Here is a 20494-nt window from a genome sequence, read left to right on the forward strand (position 1 = left end):
TAAAAAAAATGCCCTTATAACTAAGTTAAACCTAGTCATAAGGACATTTAATTTGTTAATCGTTAGATAATTAACCTTCAAAAGCCGCCGTTAATGGTGGTACGACTTGCTTCTTCCGGGAAACAACACCTGGTAAGGCCATCCGGTGTTGATCATTTAACTTCGCATCAAAGGCTGCTTCAACTTTGTCCGCATTCGCTCCAACGAATAATAATTCGGAGTCACTGTCTAAGATGTTCGTTGCGACTAATAAGAACGTGTCGTAGCCGTTAGTCGCTGACAATTCGTTCATCTTCGTTTCAAGGTCGGCTTGACGATCAAAGACATCGTTTAAATCAACTGTGTTCACTTGACCAATCCGCACCTTCGTGCCACCAAGTTCAAACGTCTTGGCATCACCGTCAACGATTTGTTCATCGGACTTAGCAGCTAAGTTCGTCCCGGCCTTCAACATTTCTAACCCGTACTTGTCAGCATCAACCTGCTAACTTGGCTAAGTATGGCAAGGCTTCACGGTCGTGGTCCGTCGTCGTTGGTGACTTCAAGAGTAACGTATCTGAAATTAAACCAGATAATAACATCCCAGCAATTTCAGCCGGAATGTTAATGTTCTTAGCTTGGAACATTTCCGTTAAGATCGTTGAAACGGAACCAAAGGGCCGTAATTGCATGTATAATGGCGCGGCCGTGTTAAATCCGTTAATCCGGTGGTGGTCAACGACATGGGAAACACTAACTTGGTCTAAATCACTCACACTTTGTTGTGGTTCGTTGTGATCGACTAACATTACTGATTCAACTTCGTTCGCAGCCGTTTCAATCACACGTAATGGCTTTAAACCAAATTGATTTAAAGCAAATTTCGTTTCATCGTTTGGTTCGCCTAACGCAACGGCTTCAGCTTCGTAACCAAGTTGATTTTGGTAGTAAGCAAACGCCATTGCCGAAGCAATCGTGTCTGTATCAGGGTTTTGGTGTCCAAAAACTAATTCTTTCGTCATAAGATTCAAATTCTCCTTTTGAATACAAGTCTCTGTATTAATTGTAATGGTAGTCATCAATAACTACAAGGTTAATTGTTCAAATTCTGGCTCTGATTTTGCTGGCGCGGTCTTTCGGGGCTCTGCATCCGGCTTCGTTTGCGTTACTGGTGCTTCATCTTTAAAATGTAACTTCACCGGCGTTCCTTGCGTATCCACGTCAACCACAAAGGTCCCATTTGACTTGGCCGTACCAATGTGATGATCACTGACTTGCACATCTTGGAACATTGGCCGGTTCGTAATCACTTCGAGGGTCCCCGTGAAACTAGCTGGATGACCGATAAAGTCCGCAATTTGGTGCGGATTGGTCTTAATCTTATGTAAGACTAAGTTTCCCCGGCGGGCCCGGGCCCCTAATTCAAGGTCACTAACCCGCATTTCCTTAAAGGCCCCGCGTTGGGTAATTAAGGCTAAATGATCAGCTTCATTAACAAGGGCAATATTAACTAACTGATCATCATCTTTTAAGTTAATGGCCCGCACCCCGGCTGTTCGCAGGCCTGTCACTGGTAATTCATCGACATTAAAGCGTAAGCCGTAACCTTCTTTGGAAATGGCCACAATACTATCGGCAGCTTGCCCAGGTTGGTAATAATGAACTGCCACGACGCGAGCCGCCACCGATTTAAGTTTCATCCCAACACTTGGCCGTGACTTATAGCGGGTCCCCGGTTTAAAGTCCGCAAACGCCGATTGCTTAATTTGCCCATCGGACGTAGCCATGATGATTGAGCCCGGTTGTTCTAATTGGTCGAAGACATAGGCCGCAATTAATTCTTCATCTTCGGCCAACCCAATTGTTTGCGATAAGTGTTCCCCGGTATCCTTCCAGCGCGCATCCGCAATCTCATGGACTGGCCGGTAAATCACATTCCCATGGTTCGTAAACATCCAGACATGACTCAAGGTTGTTGTTTCCATCGTAACTAATGGGTAGTCATCTTCCCGGAGCCCATTGTCCGCGGCATCGGACGCTTTGTATGATCGTAAGCTACTCCGCTTGATGTACCCAGCATGCGAAATCAAGAGCATCACATCTTCATTTGGCACTGTAATCTTAGTGTCAACGGTTAACTTTTGCACCTTGGCTTCAATTTGGGTCCGCCGTGGCGTCGCAAAGTCCTTCTTAATTTGGCGCAGTTCTTTTTTCAAAACCTTGTCTAGTTCATGGGCATCCGTCAAGATTAATTGGAATTGCGCAATTAAGGCTGTTAATTCAGTCTGTTCAGCTTCTAAGGCCGTTACATCGGTGTTGGTCAACCGGTACAGTTGTAAGGCCACAATGGCTTCGGCTTGCCGATCAGTGAAGTCATATTCCGCCACTAAGTTAGCTTGGGCATCTTTGCGCTTCTTGCTAGCCCGAATTGTCTTAATCACGGCGTCTAAAATTGAGAGGGCCTTGATTAACCCTTCGACGATATGGAGACGGGCTTGGGCCTTTTGTAAGTCATATTGCGTCCGCTTCGTCACCACTTGGCGTTGGAATTCAACAAATGAATTCAGATAGTGCACTAAGCCGACCCGCATTGGCCGTTGTTGGTCAATCGCCACCATATTGAAGTTGTAATTGATTTGTAAATCAGTGTTCTTCAATAAGTAGTTTAAGACCCCTTGCGCATCTGCCCCCGCTTGAGTTCAATCGCAATCCGCAACCCATCCCGGTCGGTTTCATCCCGCGCATCCGCAATCCCGTCAACCTTTTTGTTAATCCGTAAGTCATTGATTCGCTTGACTAATTGGGCTTTGTTAACTTCATATGGGATTTCTGTGACCGTGATTTGTTCCCGGCCCCCGCGAAGGGTTTCAATCGCCGTCTTGGCCCGGACGACAATCCGGCCGCGCCCAGTTTCATAGGCTTTCTTAATTTCGGCCGCCCCTTGGATAATCCCGCCCGTTGGGAAATCGGGCCCCGGGACAAATTCCATTAACTTCGCTAAATCAGCCGTGGGGTGATCAATTAAGTAAATTACGGCCTCAATTAATTCGCCCAGGTTATGCGTTGGGATTTCAGTCGCGTAACCAGCTGAAATCCCCGTTGCGCCATTGACAAATAAGTTCGGTATCCGGGCTGGCAACACTGTCGGTTCTTTTTTCCGTATCATCAAAGTTCCACGTCATTTCAACCGTGTCTTTTTGAATATCTTGGAGCATTAACCCACTTATCTTGCTAATCGCGCTTCGGTATACCGCATGGCTGCCGCTGGATCACCATCATTGACCATTGTTCCCGTGCATTTCAATTAATGGTTCGCGGAGTTTCCAATCCTGACTCATCCGCACTAAGGCTTCGTAAATCGAACTATCCCCATGGGGGTGGAAATTACCCATCACGTTCCCAACCGATTTAGCTGATTTCCGGAACCCCTTATCGTACGTATTGCCATCTTTATTCATGGCGAAGAGAATCCGCCGTTGGACAGGTTTCAAGCCATCTCGAATATCTGGCAAGGCCCGTTCTTGGATAATCGATTTGGAATACCGGCCAAACCGGTCGCCCATAATCGTTTCCAAGTTCATGGTTTCAATTTTGCTGTCACTCACTGGTTAATCCTCCTTTCTTAGTCCGTCCACGTTGAAATGGTGGGTTCATTGGCTTGGGGAGCTTGGCCCTTCGTATCAACTAATTGATCGGATTCTTGATCGTCCGACATCGTGAATTGTACGTTATGATCAATCCATTCCCGCCGTGGTTCAACCTTATTCCCCATTAACGTACTAATCCGCTTTTCGGCTAAGGCGGCGTCTTCAATCCGGACTTGGATTAACGTCCGCGTTTCCGGGTTCATCGTCGTATCCCATAATTGATCGGCGTTCATTTCCCCGAGCCCCTTAAACCGTTGCAGACTGGCGCCTTTAACTTTCTTCGTGATTTGCGTTAATTCATCATTGGTCCACGCATATTTAATTTGCGTCTTGGCCCCCGAACCCTTTTGTAGTTTGTATAACGGTGGTAAGGCAATGTAGACCCGGCCGGCATCAATCATTGGCCGCATGTACTTGTAAAAGAACGTTAATAATAGGATTTGAATGTGGGCCCCATCATCATCGGCATCCGTCATAATAATGATTTTGTCGTAATTGGCGTCTTCCAAGTTAAATTCGGAACCAACGCCAGCGCCGACGGTATAGATAATCGTGTTTAATTCTTCATTCTTTAACACATCATCCAACTTGGCCTTTTCGGTGTTTAAGACTTTTCCTCGTAATGGCAAGATGGCTTGGAACTTCCGATCCCGGCCTTGCTTAGCCGAGCCCCCGGCAGAATCCCCTTCAACTAAGAATAACTCATTCTTGGCCGCATTTTTCGATTGCGCCGGCGTTAATTTCCCGGATAAATTCCGTTCTTGGCGCTTTTTGCCTTTGCCATTCCGCGTTAAGTCCCGGGCTTTACGGGCGGCTTCCCGTGCTTGCCGCGCTTTGATGGCTTTGCGGATTAACATTTGCGCAAAGTCACCATTTTCCATTAAGGCATAACCCAATTGTTCGGAAACAATCCCATCCACAATTTTCCGCGCTTCCGGCGTTCCTAACTTATCCTTGGTTTGCCCTTCAAATTGTAATAGTTCTTCTGGCACCCGGACGGAAATGACGGCGGTCAACCCTTCCCGGACATCAGAACCTTCTAAATTCTTATCCTTTTCCTTGAGCAGGTTCGTCTTACGGGCATATTCATTAAAGGCCTTTGTCCAAGCAGCCCGAAACCCGGCTTCGTGCGTTCCCCCGCCCGGCGTCCGCACGTTGTTGACGAAGGATAAGATGTTTTCGGAATAGCCATCATTATATTGCGCCGCCACTTCGACTTCGAGGCCTTGTTGCACCCCGTCAAATGATAAGACCTTCCCTAAAACATCTTTATCTTCATTTAAGTAGCTCACAAAGTCATCAATCCCATTTTCAAATTGGAAGACTTCGCTTTGTTCCTTACCAGCGCGCCGGTCAGTTAAGGTAATCTTGACCCCTTTTAATAAGAACGCTGATTCCCGCAGTCGGTTAGCTAAGGTATTGTAGTCATAAACGGTCGTACTAAAAATCGCTGGGTCGGGTTTAAACGTCACCGTTGTCCCGCTACTAGCGTTCGTTTTACCAAGCTTCTTTAACGTCCCAACTGGTTGACCACCATTAATAAATTCTTCTTGGTAGCGCACATGATCGCGGACGATCGTTAAAGTTACTTTTTCGGATAAGGCGTTCACAACGGATGCCCCCACCCCGTGGAGACCCCCAGATGTTTTATAACCACCTTGTCCAAATTTACCCCCGGCGTGGAGGACCGTCATAATAACTTCAGGGGTTGGCTTCCCACTGGCGTGTATTTCGACGGGCATCCCCCGCCCATGGTCTTGGACCGTAATTGAATTATCCGGTTCAATCGTGACGTTAATTTCGTCCCCATATCCAGATAACGCTTCATCGACGGCATTGTCGACAATTTCCCAAACTAAGTGGTGTAAACCATGAGTGTCCGTTGAACCAATGTACATCCCTGGTCGTTTACGGACCGCTTCGAGCCCTTCTAAGATTTTGATGGCGGATGCATCATAATTAGTTGTTGAATCAGCCACACTACGTTCCTCACACTTTCTAAAATTCTCGCTTTAAACTCGCGAGTATCACGTTTTAGAATACCGAATTTGAGAGGATAATGCAAACTAGAAACTAGTATGTGAGCCCGTTAAAAAACTCCGGTAGCTAAGCTCGTAATCACAACGGCACTCGTTTACGAGGGTCGACAGTGATTTCAGCTTAGCTTGAGGAGTTTTAGGACGAACATAATTACGTTTGTGATTTCGGATTAGCACGAGGAAACTTAGGGCGAGCATCATTGCACCAGTATGCGGAGCCGTTTAAAAATTGCGTGGGCTAATTCGTGAATCGTGTGCGGTGGAATTTTATTCCGCCGGAGCGATTCTAACTTAGCCATAGCAATTTTAGGCGAAGCATGATTACAAGTGTGAATAGAACACTTAGCATCGTGTTAGAGCGACCCTGCGAAACATCATTACAAGTGTGAATAGAAAAAACCATCACTCTCAAACGAAGTGATGGTTTTACATCAAATTACTTAAACAATTCCTTATATTCCCCGTAACCGACCTTATCTAATTCTGCCACTGGGATGAACTTCATGGCCGCAGAGTTAATGCAGTACCGCAATCCCCCTTGCGCCACGGGACCATCCGTAAAGACATGGCCTAAGTGCGAATCAGCTTCTTTACTCCGCACTTCAGTTCGCTCCATCCCTAATGATTGATCCCGCTTTTCCGTTAATTTGGCAATCGGCTTGGTAAACGAGGGCCACCCACAACCGGCATCATACTTGTCCTTCGATGAGAACAATGGTTCCCCACTCACCACATCAACATAAATACCATCTTCGTAAAAGTCATCATACTTACCTGTAAATGGCCGTTCGGTGGCTGCTTCTTGGGTTACCGCATATTCTTCAGGGGTTAATTTAGCTTTTAATTCTTCTTTGGTTGGTTTCATGATTTATTCTCCCTTCCAATTTTCCTTAATAAATTGTTCTCGACCACCCATTTCTTCAATCATATACCGCAGGGGGTTCTTTTTGTAGAAATCTTGGTGGTAATCTTCGGCCGGGTAAAATGGCTTGGCATCTTCAATCGTCGTCACAATCGGCTTGTTAAACTTGCCACTAGCAGCTAAGCGATCCTTGGAGGCTTGCGCAATTTGGCGTTGTTCAGCGCTATTGACGAAAATGACTGGCCGATAGCTATCACCCCGATCTTGGAATTGTCCAAATGCATCCGTGGGATCTGTTTGTTGCCAATAAATTTCAACTAACTCCGCATAAGAAATCACCGTGGGATCAAAAGTAATTTCAACGGCTTCCGTATGGCCAGTGGTGTGACTGCAAACTTCTTCATACGTTGGATTTTCCGTATGCCCACCAGTGTAACCAGCAATTACCGAAATAATCCCCGGTTGCTGGTCAAACGGATGCACCATACACCAGAAACATCCGCCGGCAAAAATAGCCGTTGCTGTCGTTGGTGTTGCCATCTAAATCAATCCTCCTTTACATCATGCTTGTAAGTCATTAACTTCGGTCCCGCACGCTTGACAATCCCCACGGCTTCATACCGTGCTAATCCATCTAAGAATTCACCGCCACATCATACTTCATTTTATTCACCTCTTAATGATAATCGCGTACGATTTTTGTTAAGAGCTTTAATTAATACTATGATCTATGATGTTAAGCAATATTTTAAACCGAATGGCGCTCTAATGCATGAAACTTGATCACAATCTATCACAAAAACTTTGTTTCTCGTTTGATACAATTAGCGGAGCGTTTACTATCTTAAACTGTTCATTAACTTTGCTTCCTTTGGTTCACAGACCCGTTCAAAATATGATATGATAACCACCATGGATTAGAGGAGGAAGAATAAATGGATTAGAGGAGGAAGAATAATATGAATGAAACCTGGGTTCAATTAGCAGCTTTAGCTGTTTTTGCCTACTTACTGGGATCAATTCCCAATGGATTAATTATTGGAAAACTGTTTTACCATAAAGATATCCGGCAATTTGGGAGTGGGAACATTGGGACCACGAATACATTTCGGGTCCTAGGAAAAAAAGCCGGGATCATGGTTTTTACCTTAGATGTTTTAAAAGGGGCTATTCCGACCGCTATCGCCGGAGCGCTCCATACTCCAATTAACCCCTTGTTTATTGGAATTTTTGCCGCCTTGGGACATGCTTTTTCCATTTACCTTCACTTTACGGGGGGGAAAATTGTGGCCACGAGTGCCGGGATTTTACTTGGCTATCACCCCATCTTGTTCTTTGTTGGGGCCGCCATTTTTTTAATTACCCTCTACTTAACGAGCATGGTCAGTGTGGGGAGTTTAACGGTCTTAACCGTCATGACCATCACCGCGCTCGGTCTACAAGATTGGACTTTAGGGGTAATTGGAATTTTCATTACTGGCCTATCATTTTACTTACATCGCAGTAATATTAAACGAATTCTGAATCATAATGAAAATATGGTGAAGTTTGGCCTTGGTTATCAACGGCGGCTTCGCAAGCAATAATTTATTTAGTTAAAAATAATAACCCTTCCACCGCTTTTGATTGGTGGAAGGGTTATTTCATTTCATTATTAATCTAATTACCTAAGGCGCTAAATTTAATTAAATTTGCTTCTTTTAATCCAGTTTGAACTAGGGAAAGGACCATTGACCAAGTAATCATAATCAAAATAACAATTACCAGCCAACTAGTTACTCCCAGCCAATCCCAAACCGTGTGTAAGACAATCACACTCATCAGACAACCTAAAAATGATCCTTGGAATAACTTATTTTTATCCCAAGCTTGATTATTCAACGCGATTACCAACCCGGCCGTGGCAATCGCACACCATTCGGTATGCCCGCCAATGGAAATCAATGCTCGTAATAAAGCGATGTTAGTTGAGGCTAAGGCACCGGTTTGATCATTAACCATATACATAATGTTTTCAAAGGCCGCAAACCCTGCGCCAACAGCCGCCCCAATTAAGAGGCCTTCTAAAATACGCTTGGTTCGCAACCGTGAGACAAAATAAGCTGCCACAATCAACTTCCCAATTTCTTCTGTAATCCCCGTTTCAAACGCCCCCATCAAATTTTGCGGGCCTTGATTTCCGACTACATAATCTAGCATCACCGTGACGATAATGGCCAATAAACCACCAACGAGGAAGATTTGAATGATTTGGTATAGACTTAAATTTCGATAAATATTAATTTCAAAAAACAACACTAAGGCTGAGACAGGCACTGAAATCGCAATCACAGCATCTAACGCCACCACATTTCCGATTCGGCCATTTATTGACGTTAAAATCCCCAATAAGACCGCTAAAAATAAGGTAAAAACTAACGCTCGGGAAAATAGCCAGGGCCGCAACTTAAATGGCTCCAGCGTCTCAATTGCTGGCGTGGTTTTCGCCGTTCCCGCAATCAATAATTCTTCGGCTTCCTCTCGTGAATGACGTTTAAATACTTCGCTAAATAAGTCACGTACCCGGAATGGAATGGTGTTTGTTTGATTAGCATGGACTTTAATTAACGGTTGCCCACAATTAATACAAAAATTGGCGTTACTCCAATTGACCGCTCCACAGTTGGTACAATATATTTTCTCCATTTTCCAAACTCCTTAAACTAAACCGAAACCTTTAACGAAAGTACCGCTTAATCCTGCATACTAATTACCGGGACCATTACTTCAGGAGTAATTGGTTGCTCACCTCGAGTTGTTTTGCTTAATAAAAATTGTTGGCGCATTTGTCGACCAGCATTAGACGTTTGGAATCGATAAATCATCCGGTCACCTTTCACTTCCCAAAGCAAACCCGTTTGATTCACAATCGCAATTTTCCAAGTTCCAACCGTCCGTTGATTGACGCGTTGCGCTAATTTAGCTAACTGGGTTTCAACGGTAATTTTTTTAGTACTATACCCTGTCTTAACTAATTCTTGTTGAATCTGTTGACTAGCTTGACTTCCTAGCGAAATAACAATTTGACGTTGCTTAGGATTAACCATCGTTTGGTAGCCTTGTTTGGCTGTAAAATGAGTGGTCGTAATCGCCTCGTTAGTTACCCGTGGCACATATACTCGAAGATAGCCGATCCAGCCCACCACGAGCCCAATCGCCACAACTAGTAACCACCGATAAATTGACCACTGCAGGCCGAATTTAGCCGATGAATTAGTTCTCGTGGTACGTGGATCGAGGATTTGCGTTAAATCAAGCCCACAATTTGGACACTGCTTTGTCTCAGGGGTAATTGCGGCCCCACAATTTGGACAATACTTCATTTTACTTACCTCCCTATTTATCAACAATATTTATTATTGAACGTTTTCTTACTAATTGAAAGTGGTTTTACCTTTTCTTAACTATGTTTAGAAAATTATTAAAATATTGGTGATGATATTAATGTTAAGTATACCAACAGGATTTGACATAGACCCTAAAAAAATCCAAAAAGCCAGTAACAATTGATTCCTTAATAATCAACCGTTACTGGCTTTTTTTTCTTTATGCGTAGATAGGACTAATAGTTAATTTTTTTCAAGAATTAACCGAACAATATTAATAATGAACATCCAAATAATGTTATATACCCAAATCAAAATAATCGTCTTAAGTGAAATTGCTGGAACTAACCAACCGAACAAACACATGCAAGCTGCCAAAATTTGTGTACAAATGATAGCCCAGAATAAAGCCTTAGCTGGGAATGGCCGTTGGAAGAACCACTTTGATTGACGAGTTACAAACAACAGCAAGTGTCCCGCAACAACTAATTGTAAGAACATTAACGTTTGTAACTGTGATTGATCAGTGATTCCGAAGATACTACCTGAACCGCTCCGAACTGCCATAAATTCATAAACTAACATAATCATTGATTGGATAACAGCAACAACTCCCAAAATTGAAGAAGTGGTTAAAATCTGCTTCATCTGCCAACGAATTGGCTTATCTGAAACGGAAGTGTTATCATAGGCAATCGTCATAATTGGAATATCATCTAGAAGTGACATAATCACAATCATAATCGCCGTTAGTGGCGTAAACTTCAAGAAGATTGCAGACAAAACAACTAAGAACATAATCGTCATGGTCAAGGCAACCCGATAGATGGTATATGAGGTAATCCGTTCGAAAATCCGCCGGGCTTCATCAATAGCGGTTTTAATAACGGATAGACCTGGTGCCGTTAAAATTAATGCTGCTGCTGACCGTGCTGCATCTGTTGCTCCGGAAACTGCCGTTCCACAATCAGCTTGCTTAAGTGCAGGAGCATCATTAACTCCATCACCAGTCATAGCGACAATGTGACCACGCTTTTGCATCGCTTTCACAATTGCATATTTATGTTCAGGAAAGACCCGTGCAAATCCATCAGCAGCTTCAATCTTGTCTGCAATTTCATCTGGCACATTATCTGGATCCATATTATCTGGGAAGACATCAGCCGCATTTAAAATATTGGTTCCTAATCCTAACTGACGACATGTTTCAATGGCAATAGCAGTATCATCACCAGTAATCATCTTAACCGTAACGCCTTTGGCCTTAGCAGCTTCAATCGTAGCCTTAGAATCATCGCGTGGTGGATCAAACATTGAGAAAACCCCTAGGATCTTCCAAGTGTTCCCATCATCATTTGATTGGGCAACTCCCAGTGCCCGATAGCCATGAGAAGCTAATTGATCAACTAACTTGAAGATAGCATCTGATTCTTGCTTTTCTGGCTTAGCTAAATCAACAATTACTTGCGGTGCCCCTTTTGATACTCGAATTTGATTTCCTTTTGAGTCATGTGCTTGTGCTTCTGTTCGTTTAGAAACTGGATCAAACGGAACAAATTTATCAATTGTCCACTCTTTAAGCACTTGCTTATCTGCTAATGCATTAATAACCGCAGTATCAATAGCATCATTATCTTCAATTTTTGAAGCCAATGCCCCCGCTAAAACGACTTCTTGTTCATCTTTAGCGTGATACAGCGTAGTATCCCCTAGGTTAATTGGTTCTTAGTTAATGTCCCCGTTTTATCGGAATACAAAATATCAATTCCGGCCATTTCTTCAATTGAAGAAAGCTTAGAAACAATTGCCTTTTCTTTAGATAAATTCAATGCCCCTAAAGCCAAGGTAACCGAGAATACCGTTGGCATGGCCACCGGTATTGAAGCTACCAATAGTACTAACACAAACTGCAAGATATTCAATGCAGCACTCATATTCATACTGTGAGTTACAACGTCATTGTAAACGTCAAAAATCACCATGATAACTGCTAGGATAACCGCAATTACAATTAAGTAGTTCCCAATTTGGAACATTGCTTGTTGCGCATGGCTCTTTGCTCCAGCCCCCGCAACTAGCTTTGCGGTCCGACCAAAGAATGTATGTTCACCAGTTGCAATAACAACTGCTTCCATTTCACCTTGCTTAACAACTGAACCAGAGTAAGCTTCATCACCAATCTTTTTATTAGCAGCGATTGATTCACCAGTTAAAGCCGATTGATCAATTGAGGCATAATCCCCAGCAATTAACCGAAGATCAGCAGGAACAATTTGACCCAACCGAATCTTGATAATATCACCAGGAACTAAGTTAGCTGCATCAATCGTTTGATACTTTCCATCCCGTAAGACATTGGCTTGCGGAGCCATCCCTTTTTTTTAAAGCAGCTAACGCACTAGAGGCCTTTTGTGATTGCCATAGGTCAATCGTAACGTTAAAGATCAACAATACCAAGATAATGATAAAATCATCAGTGACCAATAATCGCCGAAATAACTGCAGCAGCCTCAATCATGTACTCAATCGGTCCCATAAACGCATGAATCAATTTATGCATGAAAGTTTCTTCCTTGGCTTCCAATGCATTTGGTCCATATTGGGCTAAGCGCTTTTGAGCCTCAGCAGATGAAAGACCATTATTAGCATCAGCTTGTAAGTTGGCCATAACATCAATAATTGATGCTTTTTCCAAATCAATCTGACGATCTGCCATAATACATACCTCCAAATGTAAATTAAAATCACTGATATATCGTTGTTATACGGTACATTATCATTGTAAAACTACATTTTTAATTTGTTAATACTTAGTAAAGAATTTTATGCAATCGTTAACAAATCTTAACGATTATATTAAAACGATTACAAAAATGCAATTAATCTAATTAATTGCATTTTTAATTACTGTTCAGTTTGATCAAGTTGTTGTTTTGTCTTAAAAAACCAAGAAATTATAATTCCTAATGATGCAAAACCAGCTGCTAATAAGAATGAAGCATGGTAACCATTTAAAACAGCATCAACTTTTTCAGCTAATGAAGTTAAATGTTGTGAAGATTGACGGGTAACATCATCTAAAACAGACGTCATTAACGCAGTTCCAATTGCTGCTGCTACTTGACGAATTGTATTATTAACCGCGCTTCCATCCGCAAATAAACTTACTGGTAATGAATTCATACCGGCCGTTGACGCTGGCATCATGACCATTGAAATTCCTACCATACGAACCATATAAATAACGGAAATCCAAATAATTGGGAAGTTTTGATTAATCGTGACTAAGAATAATGTCCCAATGGTCAATAAAGTCATCCCTGTAATCGTTAAGTACTTAGCCCCGTACTTATCAAATATCCGTCCCGTCACTGGACTAAGAATCCCAAACATACATGCACCAGGCAGCAAGACTAATCCTGATTCAAAAGCTGATAAGTGATGGATGGTCTGTAAATAAATTGGAATAATCATTTCTACCCCTACCATCGCCATTCTAACAATCGAACTCAAAGTTGTACCAATAATAAATTGTGAATGCTTAAACACTCTAATTTCTAAAAATGGATGAGAAATTCTTAACTGACGGAAAAACATGATTCCGACGATAATAACACCACAAATTAAAGACATAATGACTACTGGACTAGCCCAGCCATTCGTCCCAACCATCGAAAATCCATACAATAATAACCCAAACCCAAAAGTTGATAATATTAGTGACCATAAATCGAGTTTAGCATTCGTATTTTTAAGTACTGGATGAATAAAGAAACAACCTAAAATAATCACTAATAATACAATTGGAACGATTAATCGGAATAAATCTCGCCAAGTCAGTGTATCAATGATAAAACCTGACAAAGTTGGACCAATCGCGGGGGCTAAACCAACCACAATTCCCGTAAATCCCATTGCAGTTCCACGTTGTTCAGCTGGAAAAATAGTTAACATTATCGTCTGAATTAACGGAACCGTTATTCCAACAGCCAGTGCTTGTACTATACGGCCAATTAATAAAATCGCAAAGCTAGGAGCTAACCAACAGATAATCGTGCCAATTTCAAAAGTAGTCATTGCTCCAAGATATAAATATTTAGTATTAAGCCGATTACTTAGATACGCACTAACCGGAATCATCATTCCGTTAACCATTAGAAATCCAGTAGTTAGCCACTGAACCGTTGAGGTATTAACTGAAAAATACCGCATCAAAGTTGGATAAGCAGTTGCCAAAATCGTTTGATTTAACACCGTACAAAACGATCCCGCAATTAAGATAATAACCATTAATAATCGATTATACGGATGCCCATTAACATCAACCGTTAATTGTCTCATTTCACCACTTCCCTTTTATCTTAATCCCATCGATTAAAAATGACGATCTGTTATTACCACAGGTCATCATCATCAAATTAATCTAAAAACTTAAAATCCTCATGGTAATACAATTGATCAATATTTTTGCATAATTATGATTAAATTGTGTTAACTCACGATGTTCGTTACTTTGTTGCCATGCTTGGAGTGCCTTTGAGTCTTTCCAACACGTTAACACCGCAACATTTGACGTATTTCTTGCATCTTTTAACCAATACATTCCATTACAACCTTCATGATCTTCAGTCATGAATTTTTGTAATTTAGTTTGCCAAATTTCTTGTTCATCATTTCCTAATTTAAATACTTCAATCCGTGAAATTCCAATTAACTTAGCCGCTTGACTTTGCCCCCAAATTTGATAACTAATTGGAGTGGTGTAAATACTTTCAGCATGGCCTGTTAAATCAAACAATGCATACCGATTATGATCTAATTCATACGCTAATCGCAAATTTCGCTTTGGGTTATCTGCTTTAACCATCTTCATAATTGATTCTGAACCCGTTGTATAGTGTAAATACTTCATTTATATCACCTCCTAATGTTACATTGACTAAAAAAAAGCCTTCAAATTAACAAAATTTGAAGACTAATTTGTTAAAGTAAAATAATCCTTTATTTGATTTTCAACTAAATCCTAAAACCAGCTCGCAATTAATGGCAGGGCCCAAATCCAGAAGATACACGTAACCGCAAAACCAATTGTTGAAATTGCAACTGAGTTAGCTCCTTCTTTAACGTAAATATTGTAACGACTGGAAATAATGATTCCTGAAAATGCCGGTGGTAGCGCTGTTGCTAAACAAAGCATCGCAACCTTATTGGGATCACTACCCATGCCACAAATGTAAGCAGCTGCAACAATTATCGCAGGAGTCAAAATTAACCGATAGAATGTGTTCCATAAAGCTTCTTTATCAATCGAGAATTTAACCGTTGATAATGCCAGTCCAGCAGCCAAAACTGCCACCCCAGAATTAGCCTTTGCAATCAAACTAAATGATGGTGCCCAACTAGCTGGCATATGGAAACCAATCAACACTAAAATCACCGCCAATAATGGAGCCGCCGCCACTGGTTGCTTAACTGCATTCCAAATTGATTCTCCAATTGAATTATTCAATTTACTTTGTTGAGCATGTCGATGATATTCGGCCCGAATTAAATCAATTTCACGATTAATCCCCGTTTCCTTGAGAATTGCCGCTTCATCATCCGTAATTGGCGTATTTTGACTTACTTTAGCTAATGAATTAGCATCCATTCCTAACGTTTTCTTTTGATCACTCTGTTCTTGATAATCTTGGTTTGCTGCCCGTTGTTCAGCTTGCCCCTTATTGATTAAAGCTAGTCCAATTGGAATCGTAATTGCATTAACCACAATTGAAACAATCCCAATCACTAAGTTCGTTGTTACACTATTTCCATAAATTGGATCTAACACCGCAAAGCCTAAAAAACCAATTGTTGGCGAGCCAGCAATTAAGGCACACACCGCCGCCTCTTGTGTTGAGCGATGAAACATCTTTTTATCAAGCCAGTAACTAAGTAAAAATAATCCTGTAACTCCAAAAATCGAAATTAAGGTCAAAACAATATCCTTAGCAAACATTGCACGTGTTGCCTTAATTATTGACACAAATAGCGCTGCCGGTAATGCAATATTCAACACTAATTTATTCAAACCTTGTCGTTGATCATCATCAAATACCGTTAGCTTGCCACATATGTACCCTAAAATCATAATGACTAAAATCGGCACAATATCATTTATAAGAATTCCCTTCATTATTGTTCACCTGATTTCATTCTTTGAATTCAGTCCGAATTTGATTTTCATTTTCATTATACTTTGGTGCATCCGTTTGCAATCCGTATGAATTCCAGGTCCCATATTTTAATGGGTTTCCCATTACCTTATTACCATCCGGCAGTGTCTTAACCATTCCACGAGCAACTACTTGTGGTAACCGTCTAGTATCATCGATATTCATCACTACCCCATTAGGTACCCCAGCTGAGGTTAATAATTGTTCCCAAACTGCCGCTGGCTTAGTTTGTAAAACCGATTCTAGATGGGCTTTGACTAATTGCCAATTGGCTACCCGCAAGTCATTAGTCTTCATTTGAACATCATCTTGCCATTCTGGATGGTTCAAGGCATTTACTAGTAACGACCATAGGTGGTCATTCCCACAACAAATTGCTAATGGTTGATCTTGACAGGCGAACGTATCGAATGGATACATATAAGGATGACGATTACCAATCCGATGTGGTACTTGATTTAATCCTAATGAAGTCATCAAGTCTTGTGACATTAAACTCATTGTTGCATCGAGCATAGCTACATCAACCGTCGTTCCTTTACCAGTCTTTTCCCGTGCATACAATGCCGTTGTAATCGCTGCATATCCTAGCATTCCTGCAACAATATCAGAAACTGATGTACCAACCCGAGTTGCCGGTCCATCTGAAGCCCCCGTTGCATCCATAATTCCTGAGATTGCTTGCACAATTGTATCGTAAGCAGCTTGTTGACTCATCGGACCATATTGACCAAAGCCAGAAATCGACGCCACGATCAGTCGGGGATTTTGTTTAACTAATTCTTCTGGGTCTAACCCTAGCCGTTTCATCACCCCTGGTCGGAAATTTTCAACAACAATATCCGCACGAGCAATCATCCGTTTCAACAGGTCAAAATCCGCTGCATCTTTAAAATCGAGTGCAATCGATTCCTTCCCGGCATTAGCAATCCGAAAATACTCACTTGATCCATCCGTCAGATACGGACCCATTGAACGAGTATCATCACCACTGCCTTTACGTTCCACGTGAATTACACGCGCACCACCATCAGCTAGCATTCGCGTACAAGTTGGACCTGATAAAACATGAGTTAAATCGATTACCAACAAACCAGCTAATGGATATGGTCGTTGGCGACTTAAATGTGCATTTTGTGCTGCTGCCGTCGAATAATCTGGTTCACTTTTTACCATCCGTCAACCTCCACGTCTTAACGACTATTCATTTCCTTTGATTACTTCTCGGCGAGGATTCTTAGGACCACGAGCCTTAGCGATAACACCATCGGCTTCAAGTTGATGAATTTGGTCAACATCATAACCTAAATCAGTTAAAATTTCATCGTTATTTTCTCCTAAATCAGGAGCCCGGTGATAGTCAGGCTTGTAATTACTCATCGTGAATGGTAATCCAATCGTCTTGAACTTACCCCGGTTACCACCTTGATCAATCGTAACAATCGTCCCATCACTGTTTAATTCTGGATCGTTTTCCAATTCGTACCAGTCAATAACAGGACCAACTGGTACGCCAGCTTCACCTAATTTTTGCGTTAATTCATACTTATCATATTGCTTTGTATACGATTCAATTAATGGATAAATTTCTTCTTTGTGTAGTTGACGATGTTGCCAGTCTTGGAACCGTTCATCATCAATCCATTCTGGATGCCCCATCGTATTAGCAATGGCTTCCCAACTCTTATTAGAGTCTTGAATAACGATATAAACATATGCGTTTGGATCAGTTTCCCAACCCTTGGCTTTATACGTCCAACCGATTACTTCACCACCTTCAGTGTTTTCTGCCCGTGGAACTGCTTTCCCCCACTTGTAATTAGGGTAGACAGCATAGTGTGGTAAAGCGCCCAAATTATCAAGCATTACTTGGTCACGTAATTTAATCCGGCATAGATTAATCACAGCATTCCGCATTGATTGGTAAACGAATGTTCCTTCACCGGTCCGTTCACGTTGCATTAAGGCCGCTAGAATACCAATTGTCAAATGCATTCCTGAGTTAGAATCACCTAAGGCAGCGGCTGATTGAGTCGGTGTATTATGTTTACCATCGTTCCAACCAGTCGCAGAAGCAGCACCACCCGCTGCTTGAGCTACTGGTTCGTAGGCTTTAACATCTTCAAACCGGGAACCTTGATTAAAACCTTTTAATGATCCCATAATTAAACGCGGATTAATCTTGTGAACATCTTCCCAACCAAAGCCGGCTCGTTCAGCGGCTCCAGGCTTAACATTTTCAATAAAGACATCGGCCTTTTTTTAATAAGTCCGTCATAATCTTTTTGCCTGCTTCAGATTTAATATTTAATGTTAATGATTTCTTATTAGCATTTAATTGAAGATAATACATTCCCCATGAGTCTTGAATATCTAATAATTGATTTCGAGTTGGATCACCCGTATCAGGACGTTCAATCTTAATAACTTCAGCCCCTAACCAAGCTAACAATTGTGTACATGAAGGACCAGATTGTACTTGCGTCCAGTCAACAACTTTAATTCCCTTTAATGGGGCATTTTCATTTACTGTCATGATTAAATCCTCCTTTAATTCAAGTTACTTCTTTAATGCTAATTTTGGATTCAGGTTACCAATGTGACCAGATTCCTTACCCATTGCCGGATCAATTGCCACATTAATCAAATTTGGCCGTCCTGAAGCCATCGCTTGATTGAAGATCCGTTCCATTTCATCGGCTGTTGTTACAAAGTAACTATCACCTCCAAAGGCTTCGGCAATCTTTTCGTAGTGAGCCTTTGCATCTAACATTGTTGGTCCCGGTTGATCAGCAACCTGGCGATCAGTTCCGTTATAAATTCCACCATTATTAACAACAACAACTGTAACAGGTAATTGATACCGGCAAATGGTTTCCATTTCCATACCGTCAAATCCAAAGGCACTATCACCTTCTAAGGCAACAACTGGCTGACCAGTTTCAACTGCTGCTGCAATTGCATAACCTAAACCAATTCCCATTACCCCCCAAGTACCAGTATCTAACCGGTGACGAGGTAATTTCATATCAATCATATTCCGACCAATATCAAGCGTATTGGCCCCTTCGCTAACTAGATATGTTTCTGGGTGAGCAGCAAAGTATTCATTAATTGGTGCTAAGACACCGTAATATCCTAATTTATCATTGACTTTTGCATCTGCACCCGTTTAGCCATTTTTTTCAATATTTGCATTCTTTTTGATATTTAATTCTGTTAACCAAGCAGCATCTGTTTTAAAGTTGGTTGCTTGTAATCCGCTTAATATCAATTCAAGACTTGAAATTAAATCCCCTTGTACAGGAGCAGCAATTGGTTGGTTAGAATCAAATTCATCCGCACAAATATCTAATTGAACAAATTTTGCATCGGCATTAAATGTTGCGCTGCCCCATGTGATAACATCCAGTTCAACCGAGCACCAACTAAAATTACTACATCTGCTTCCTTCAATGCTAATGAACGAGCTGCAGCCGCTGAATGTGCTTCGCCATCTGGAATTAATCCTTTGGCCATTGACATTGGTAAGAACGGCAGGTCTGTTTGTTGAACTAACGCTTGTAGTTGCTTTTCAGCTTGTGCATACGCAGCCCCTTTTCCTAAAATTAATAGTGGTTTTTTTAGCGCCTTTAATCACATCAACGGCCCGCGTGATGGCATTGGAACTAGGTAATTGAGCTGGATCTGGATCAACCAGCGGGTAAATGGCAGGTTGAACAGCATCTGGTGATACTAATTGTCCAATCGTATCTGCTGGTAAGTCTAGGTATACCCCACCAGGCCGACCAGAAACCGCTGTCCGAATTGCACGAGCAACAGCTAAGCCCATGTCTTCAGCTCGGTCAACCCGGTATGCTTTTTTTACAAAATGGTTTAGCGACATTATATTGATCAAGCCCTTCATAATCACCTTGATCTAAATCGATGATATGACGCTCTGATGAACCGAAATCATAATTAATGGGAAACAATTTTTAGTTGCTTGAGCTAAGGCTGTTAATCCATTTAAGAATCCCGGTGCAGAAACAGTTAAAGCCACTCCTGGTTTTTGAGTTAAATAGCCAGCAATTGCAGCTGCATCAACAGCCGCATCTTCACGCCGAAAGCCAAAATACTTCATCCCCTTTAACTGAGCTAATCGAGCAAAATCAGTTACTGGAATACCAACTAACCCATACATATTTTCTAATCCATTAGTTTGAAGCGCATCAATAAGTAATTCCGCTCCACTCTTCATTTCATTTTCTGCCATAATGTTTACCTCCATTTGACAATTATGAGTTTGGATTGAAGTTATTTAAATTCCTTAACTTCACTTTCATTATGATATTGGCACCAACAAAATGAAAGCGTTTTAAATTTTTCTTAATAATTAGTTTTCATT

At 41.6% G+C, this 20494-nt stretch carries 13 protein-coding genes and 4 pseudogenes; 1 reads left to right on the forward strand and 16 read right to left on the reverse strand.

Going from position 1 to position 20494, the window contains the following annotated elements:
- Positions 1 to 70 precede the first annotated feature (70 nt).
- The 5 genes and pseudogenes from JCM14505_RS03520 to msrA all read right to left on the reverse strand — a co-directional run bounded on the left by JCM14505_RS03520 (position 71) and on the right by msrA (position 7067).
- Positions 71 to 1001, reverse strand: a pseudogene (locus JCM14505_RS03520) (manganese-dependent inorganic pyrophosphatase).
- 63 nt (positions 1002 to 1064) lie between these two features.
- Positions 1065 to 3584: pseudogene (gene parC, locus JCM14505_RS03525) on the reverse strand (DNA topoisomerase IV subunit A).
- A gap of 17 nt (positions 3585 to 3601) precedes the next feature.
- Complete coding sequence (parE, locus tag JCM14505_RS03530; RefSeq protein WP_054652983.1) at positions 3602 to 5605, reverse strand: DNA topoisomerase IV subunit B; 2004 nt, start codon at positions 5603 to 5605, stop codon at positions 3602 to 3604.
- A 496-nt stretch (positions 5606 to 6101) separates the two neighbouring features.
- Positions 6102 to 6530 carry a peptide-methionine (R)-S-oxide reductase MsrB gene (msrB, locus tag JCM14505_RS03535; RefSeq protein WP_054652985.1) on the reverse strand — a complete coding sequence of 143 codons (429 nt, stop codon included), beginning with the start codon at positions 6528 to 6530 and terminating at the stop codon, positions 6102 to 6104.
- Positions 6531 to 6533: 3 nt separating this feature from the next.
- A complete protein-coding gene (gene msrA / locus JCM14505_RS03540; protein ID WP_054652987.1) occupies positions 6534 to 7067 on the reverse strand; it encodes a peptide-methionine (S)-S-oxide reductase MsrA in 534 nt (177 codons plus the stop codon).
- A gap of 419 nt (positions 7068 to 7486) precedes the next feature.
- On the opposite strand from msrA, the gene plsY reads away from it, so the two are divergent.
- A complete protein-coding gene (gene plsY / locus JCM14505_RS03545; RefSeq protein ID WP_054652989.1) occupies positions 7487 to 8113 on the forward strand; it encodes a glycerol-3-phosphate 1-O-acyltransferase PlsY in 627 nt (208 codons plus the stop codon).
- Positions 8114 to 8186: 73 nt separating this feature from the next.
- Here the strand turns inward: plsY and JCM14505_RS03550 are convergent, their stop codons facing one another.
- From JCM14505_RS03550 to oxc, 11 genes and pseudogenes are all read right to left on the reverse strand, one after another.
- Complete coding sequence (locus JCM14505_RS03550; RefSeq protein WP_054652991.1) at positions 8187 to 9212, reverse strand: PrsW family intramembrane metalloprotease; 1026 nt, start codon at positions 9210 to 9212, stop codon at positions 8187 to 8189.
- 47 nt (positions 9213 to 9259) lie between these two features.
- Positions 9260 to 9889 (reverse strand): zinc-ribbon domain-containing protein, encoded by a 630-nt coding sequence (locus tag JCM14505_RS03555; RefSeq protein WP_054652993.1) that lies wholly within the window; start codon positions 9887 to 9889, stop codon positions 9260 to 9262.
- A gap of 246 nt (positions 9890 to 10135) precedes the next feature.
- Positions 10136 to 11545, reverse strand: coding sequence for an HAD-IC family P-type ATPase (locus JCM14505_RS08655; protein ID WP_263848942.1), 1410 nt, complete (start codon positions 11543 to 11545; stop codon positions 10136 to 10138).
- Between the two features lie 56 nt (positions 11546 to 11601).
- Positions 11602 to 12264: an HAD-IC family P-type ATPase gene (locus JCM14505_RS08660; protein ID WP_173571625.1), complete on the reverse strand. Its 663-nt coding sequence runs from the start codon at positions 12262 to 12264 to the stop codon at positions 11602 to 11604.
- Between the two features lie 101 nt (positions 12265 to 12365).
- The gene (locus JCM14505_RS09460) at positions 12366 to 12608 is read right to left on the reverse strand and encodes a cation-transporting P-type ATPase (protein WP_173571626.1); all 243 of its coding nucleotides are present in this window, start codon (positions 12606 to 12608) and stop codon (positions 12366 to 12368) included.
- 188 nt (positions 12609 to 12796) lie between these two features.
- Positions 12797 to 14233: an MDR family MFS transporter gene (locus tag JCM14505_RS03565; protein WP_054652995.1), complete on the reverse strand. Its 1437-nt coding sequence runs from the start codon at positions 14231 to 14233 to the stop codon at positions 12797 to 12799.
- Positions 14234 to 14315: 82 nt separating this feature from the next.
- On the reverse strand, positions 14316 to 14804 hold the full coding sequence (locus tag JCM14505_RS03570; protein WP_054652997.1) for an antibiotic biosynthesis monooxygenase: 489 nt from the start codon (positions 14802 to 14804) through the stop codon (positions 14316 to 14318).
- Positions 14805 to 14915: 111 nt separating this feature from the next.
- Positions 14916 to 16067 carry an AEC family transporter gene (locus tag JCM14505_RS03575; RefSeq protein WP_054652999.1) on the reverse strand — a complete coding sequence of 384 codons (1152 nt, stop codon included), beginning with the start codon at positions 16065 to 16067 and terminating at the stop codon, positions 14916 to 14918.
- 16 nt (positions 16068 to 16083) lie between these two features.
- Entirely contained in the window at positions 16084 to 17283 is a 1200-nt protein-coding gene (locus JCM14505_RS03580) for a CaiB/BaiF CoA transferase family protein (protein ID WP_054653001.1), read from the reverse strand.
- Positions 17284 to 17307: 24 nt separating this feature from the next.
- Positions 17308 to 18643: pseudogene (gene frc, locus JCM14505_RS03585) on the reverse strand (formyl-CoA transferase).
- Between the two features lie 24 nt (positions 18644 to 18667).
- Positions 18668 to 20362, reverse strand: a pseudogene (gene oxc / locus JCM14505_RS10535) (oxalyl-CoA decarboxylase).
- Positions 20363 to 20494 lie beyond the last annotated feature (132 nt).

The organism is Limosilactobacillus equigenerosi DSM 18793 = JCM 14505 (genome assembly GCF_001311375.1).
Taxonomy (GTDB): Bacteria; Bacillota; Bacilli; order Lactobacillales; family Lactobacillaceae; genus Limosilactobacillus; species Limosilactobacillus equigenerosi.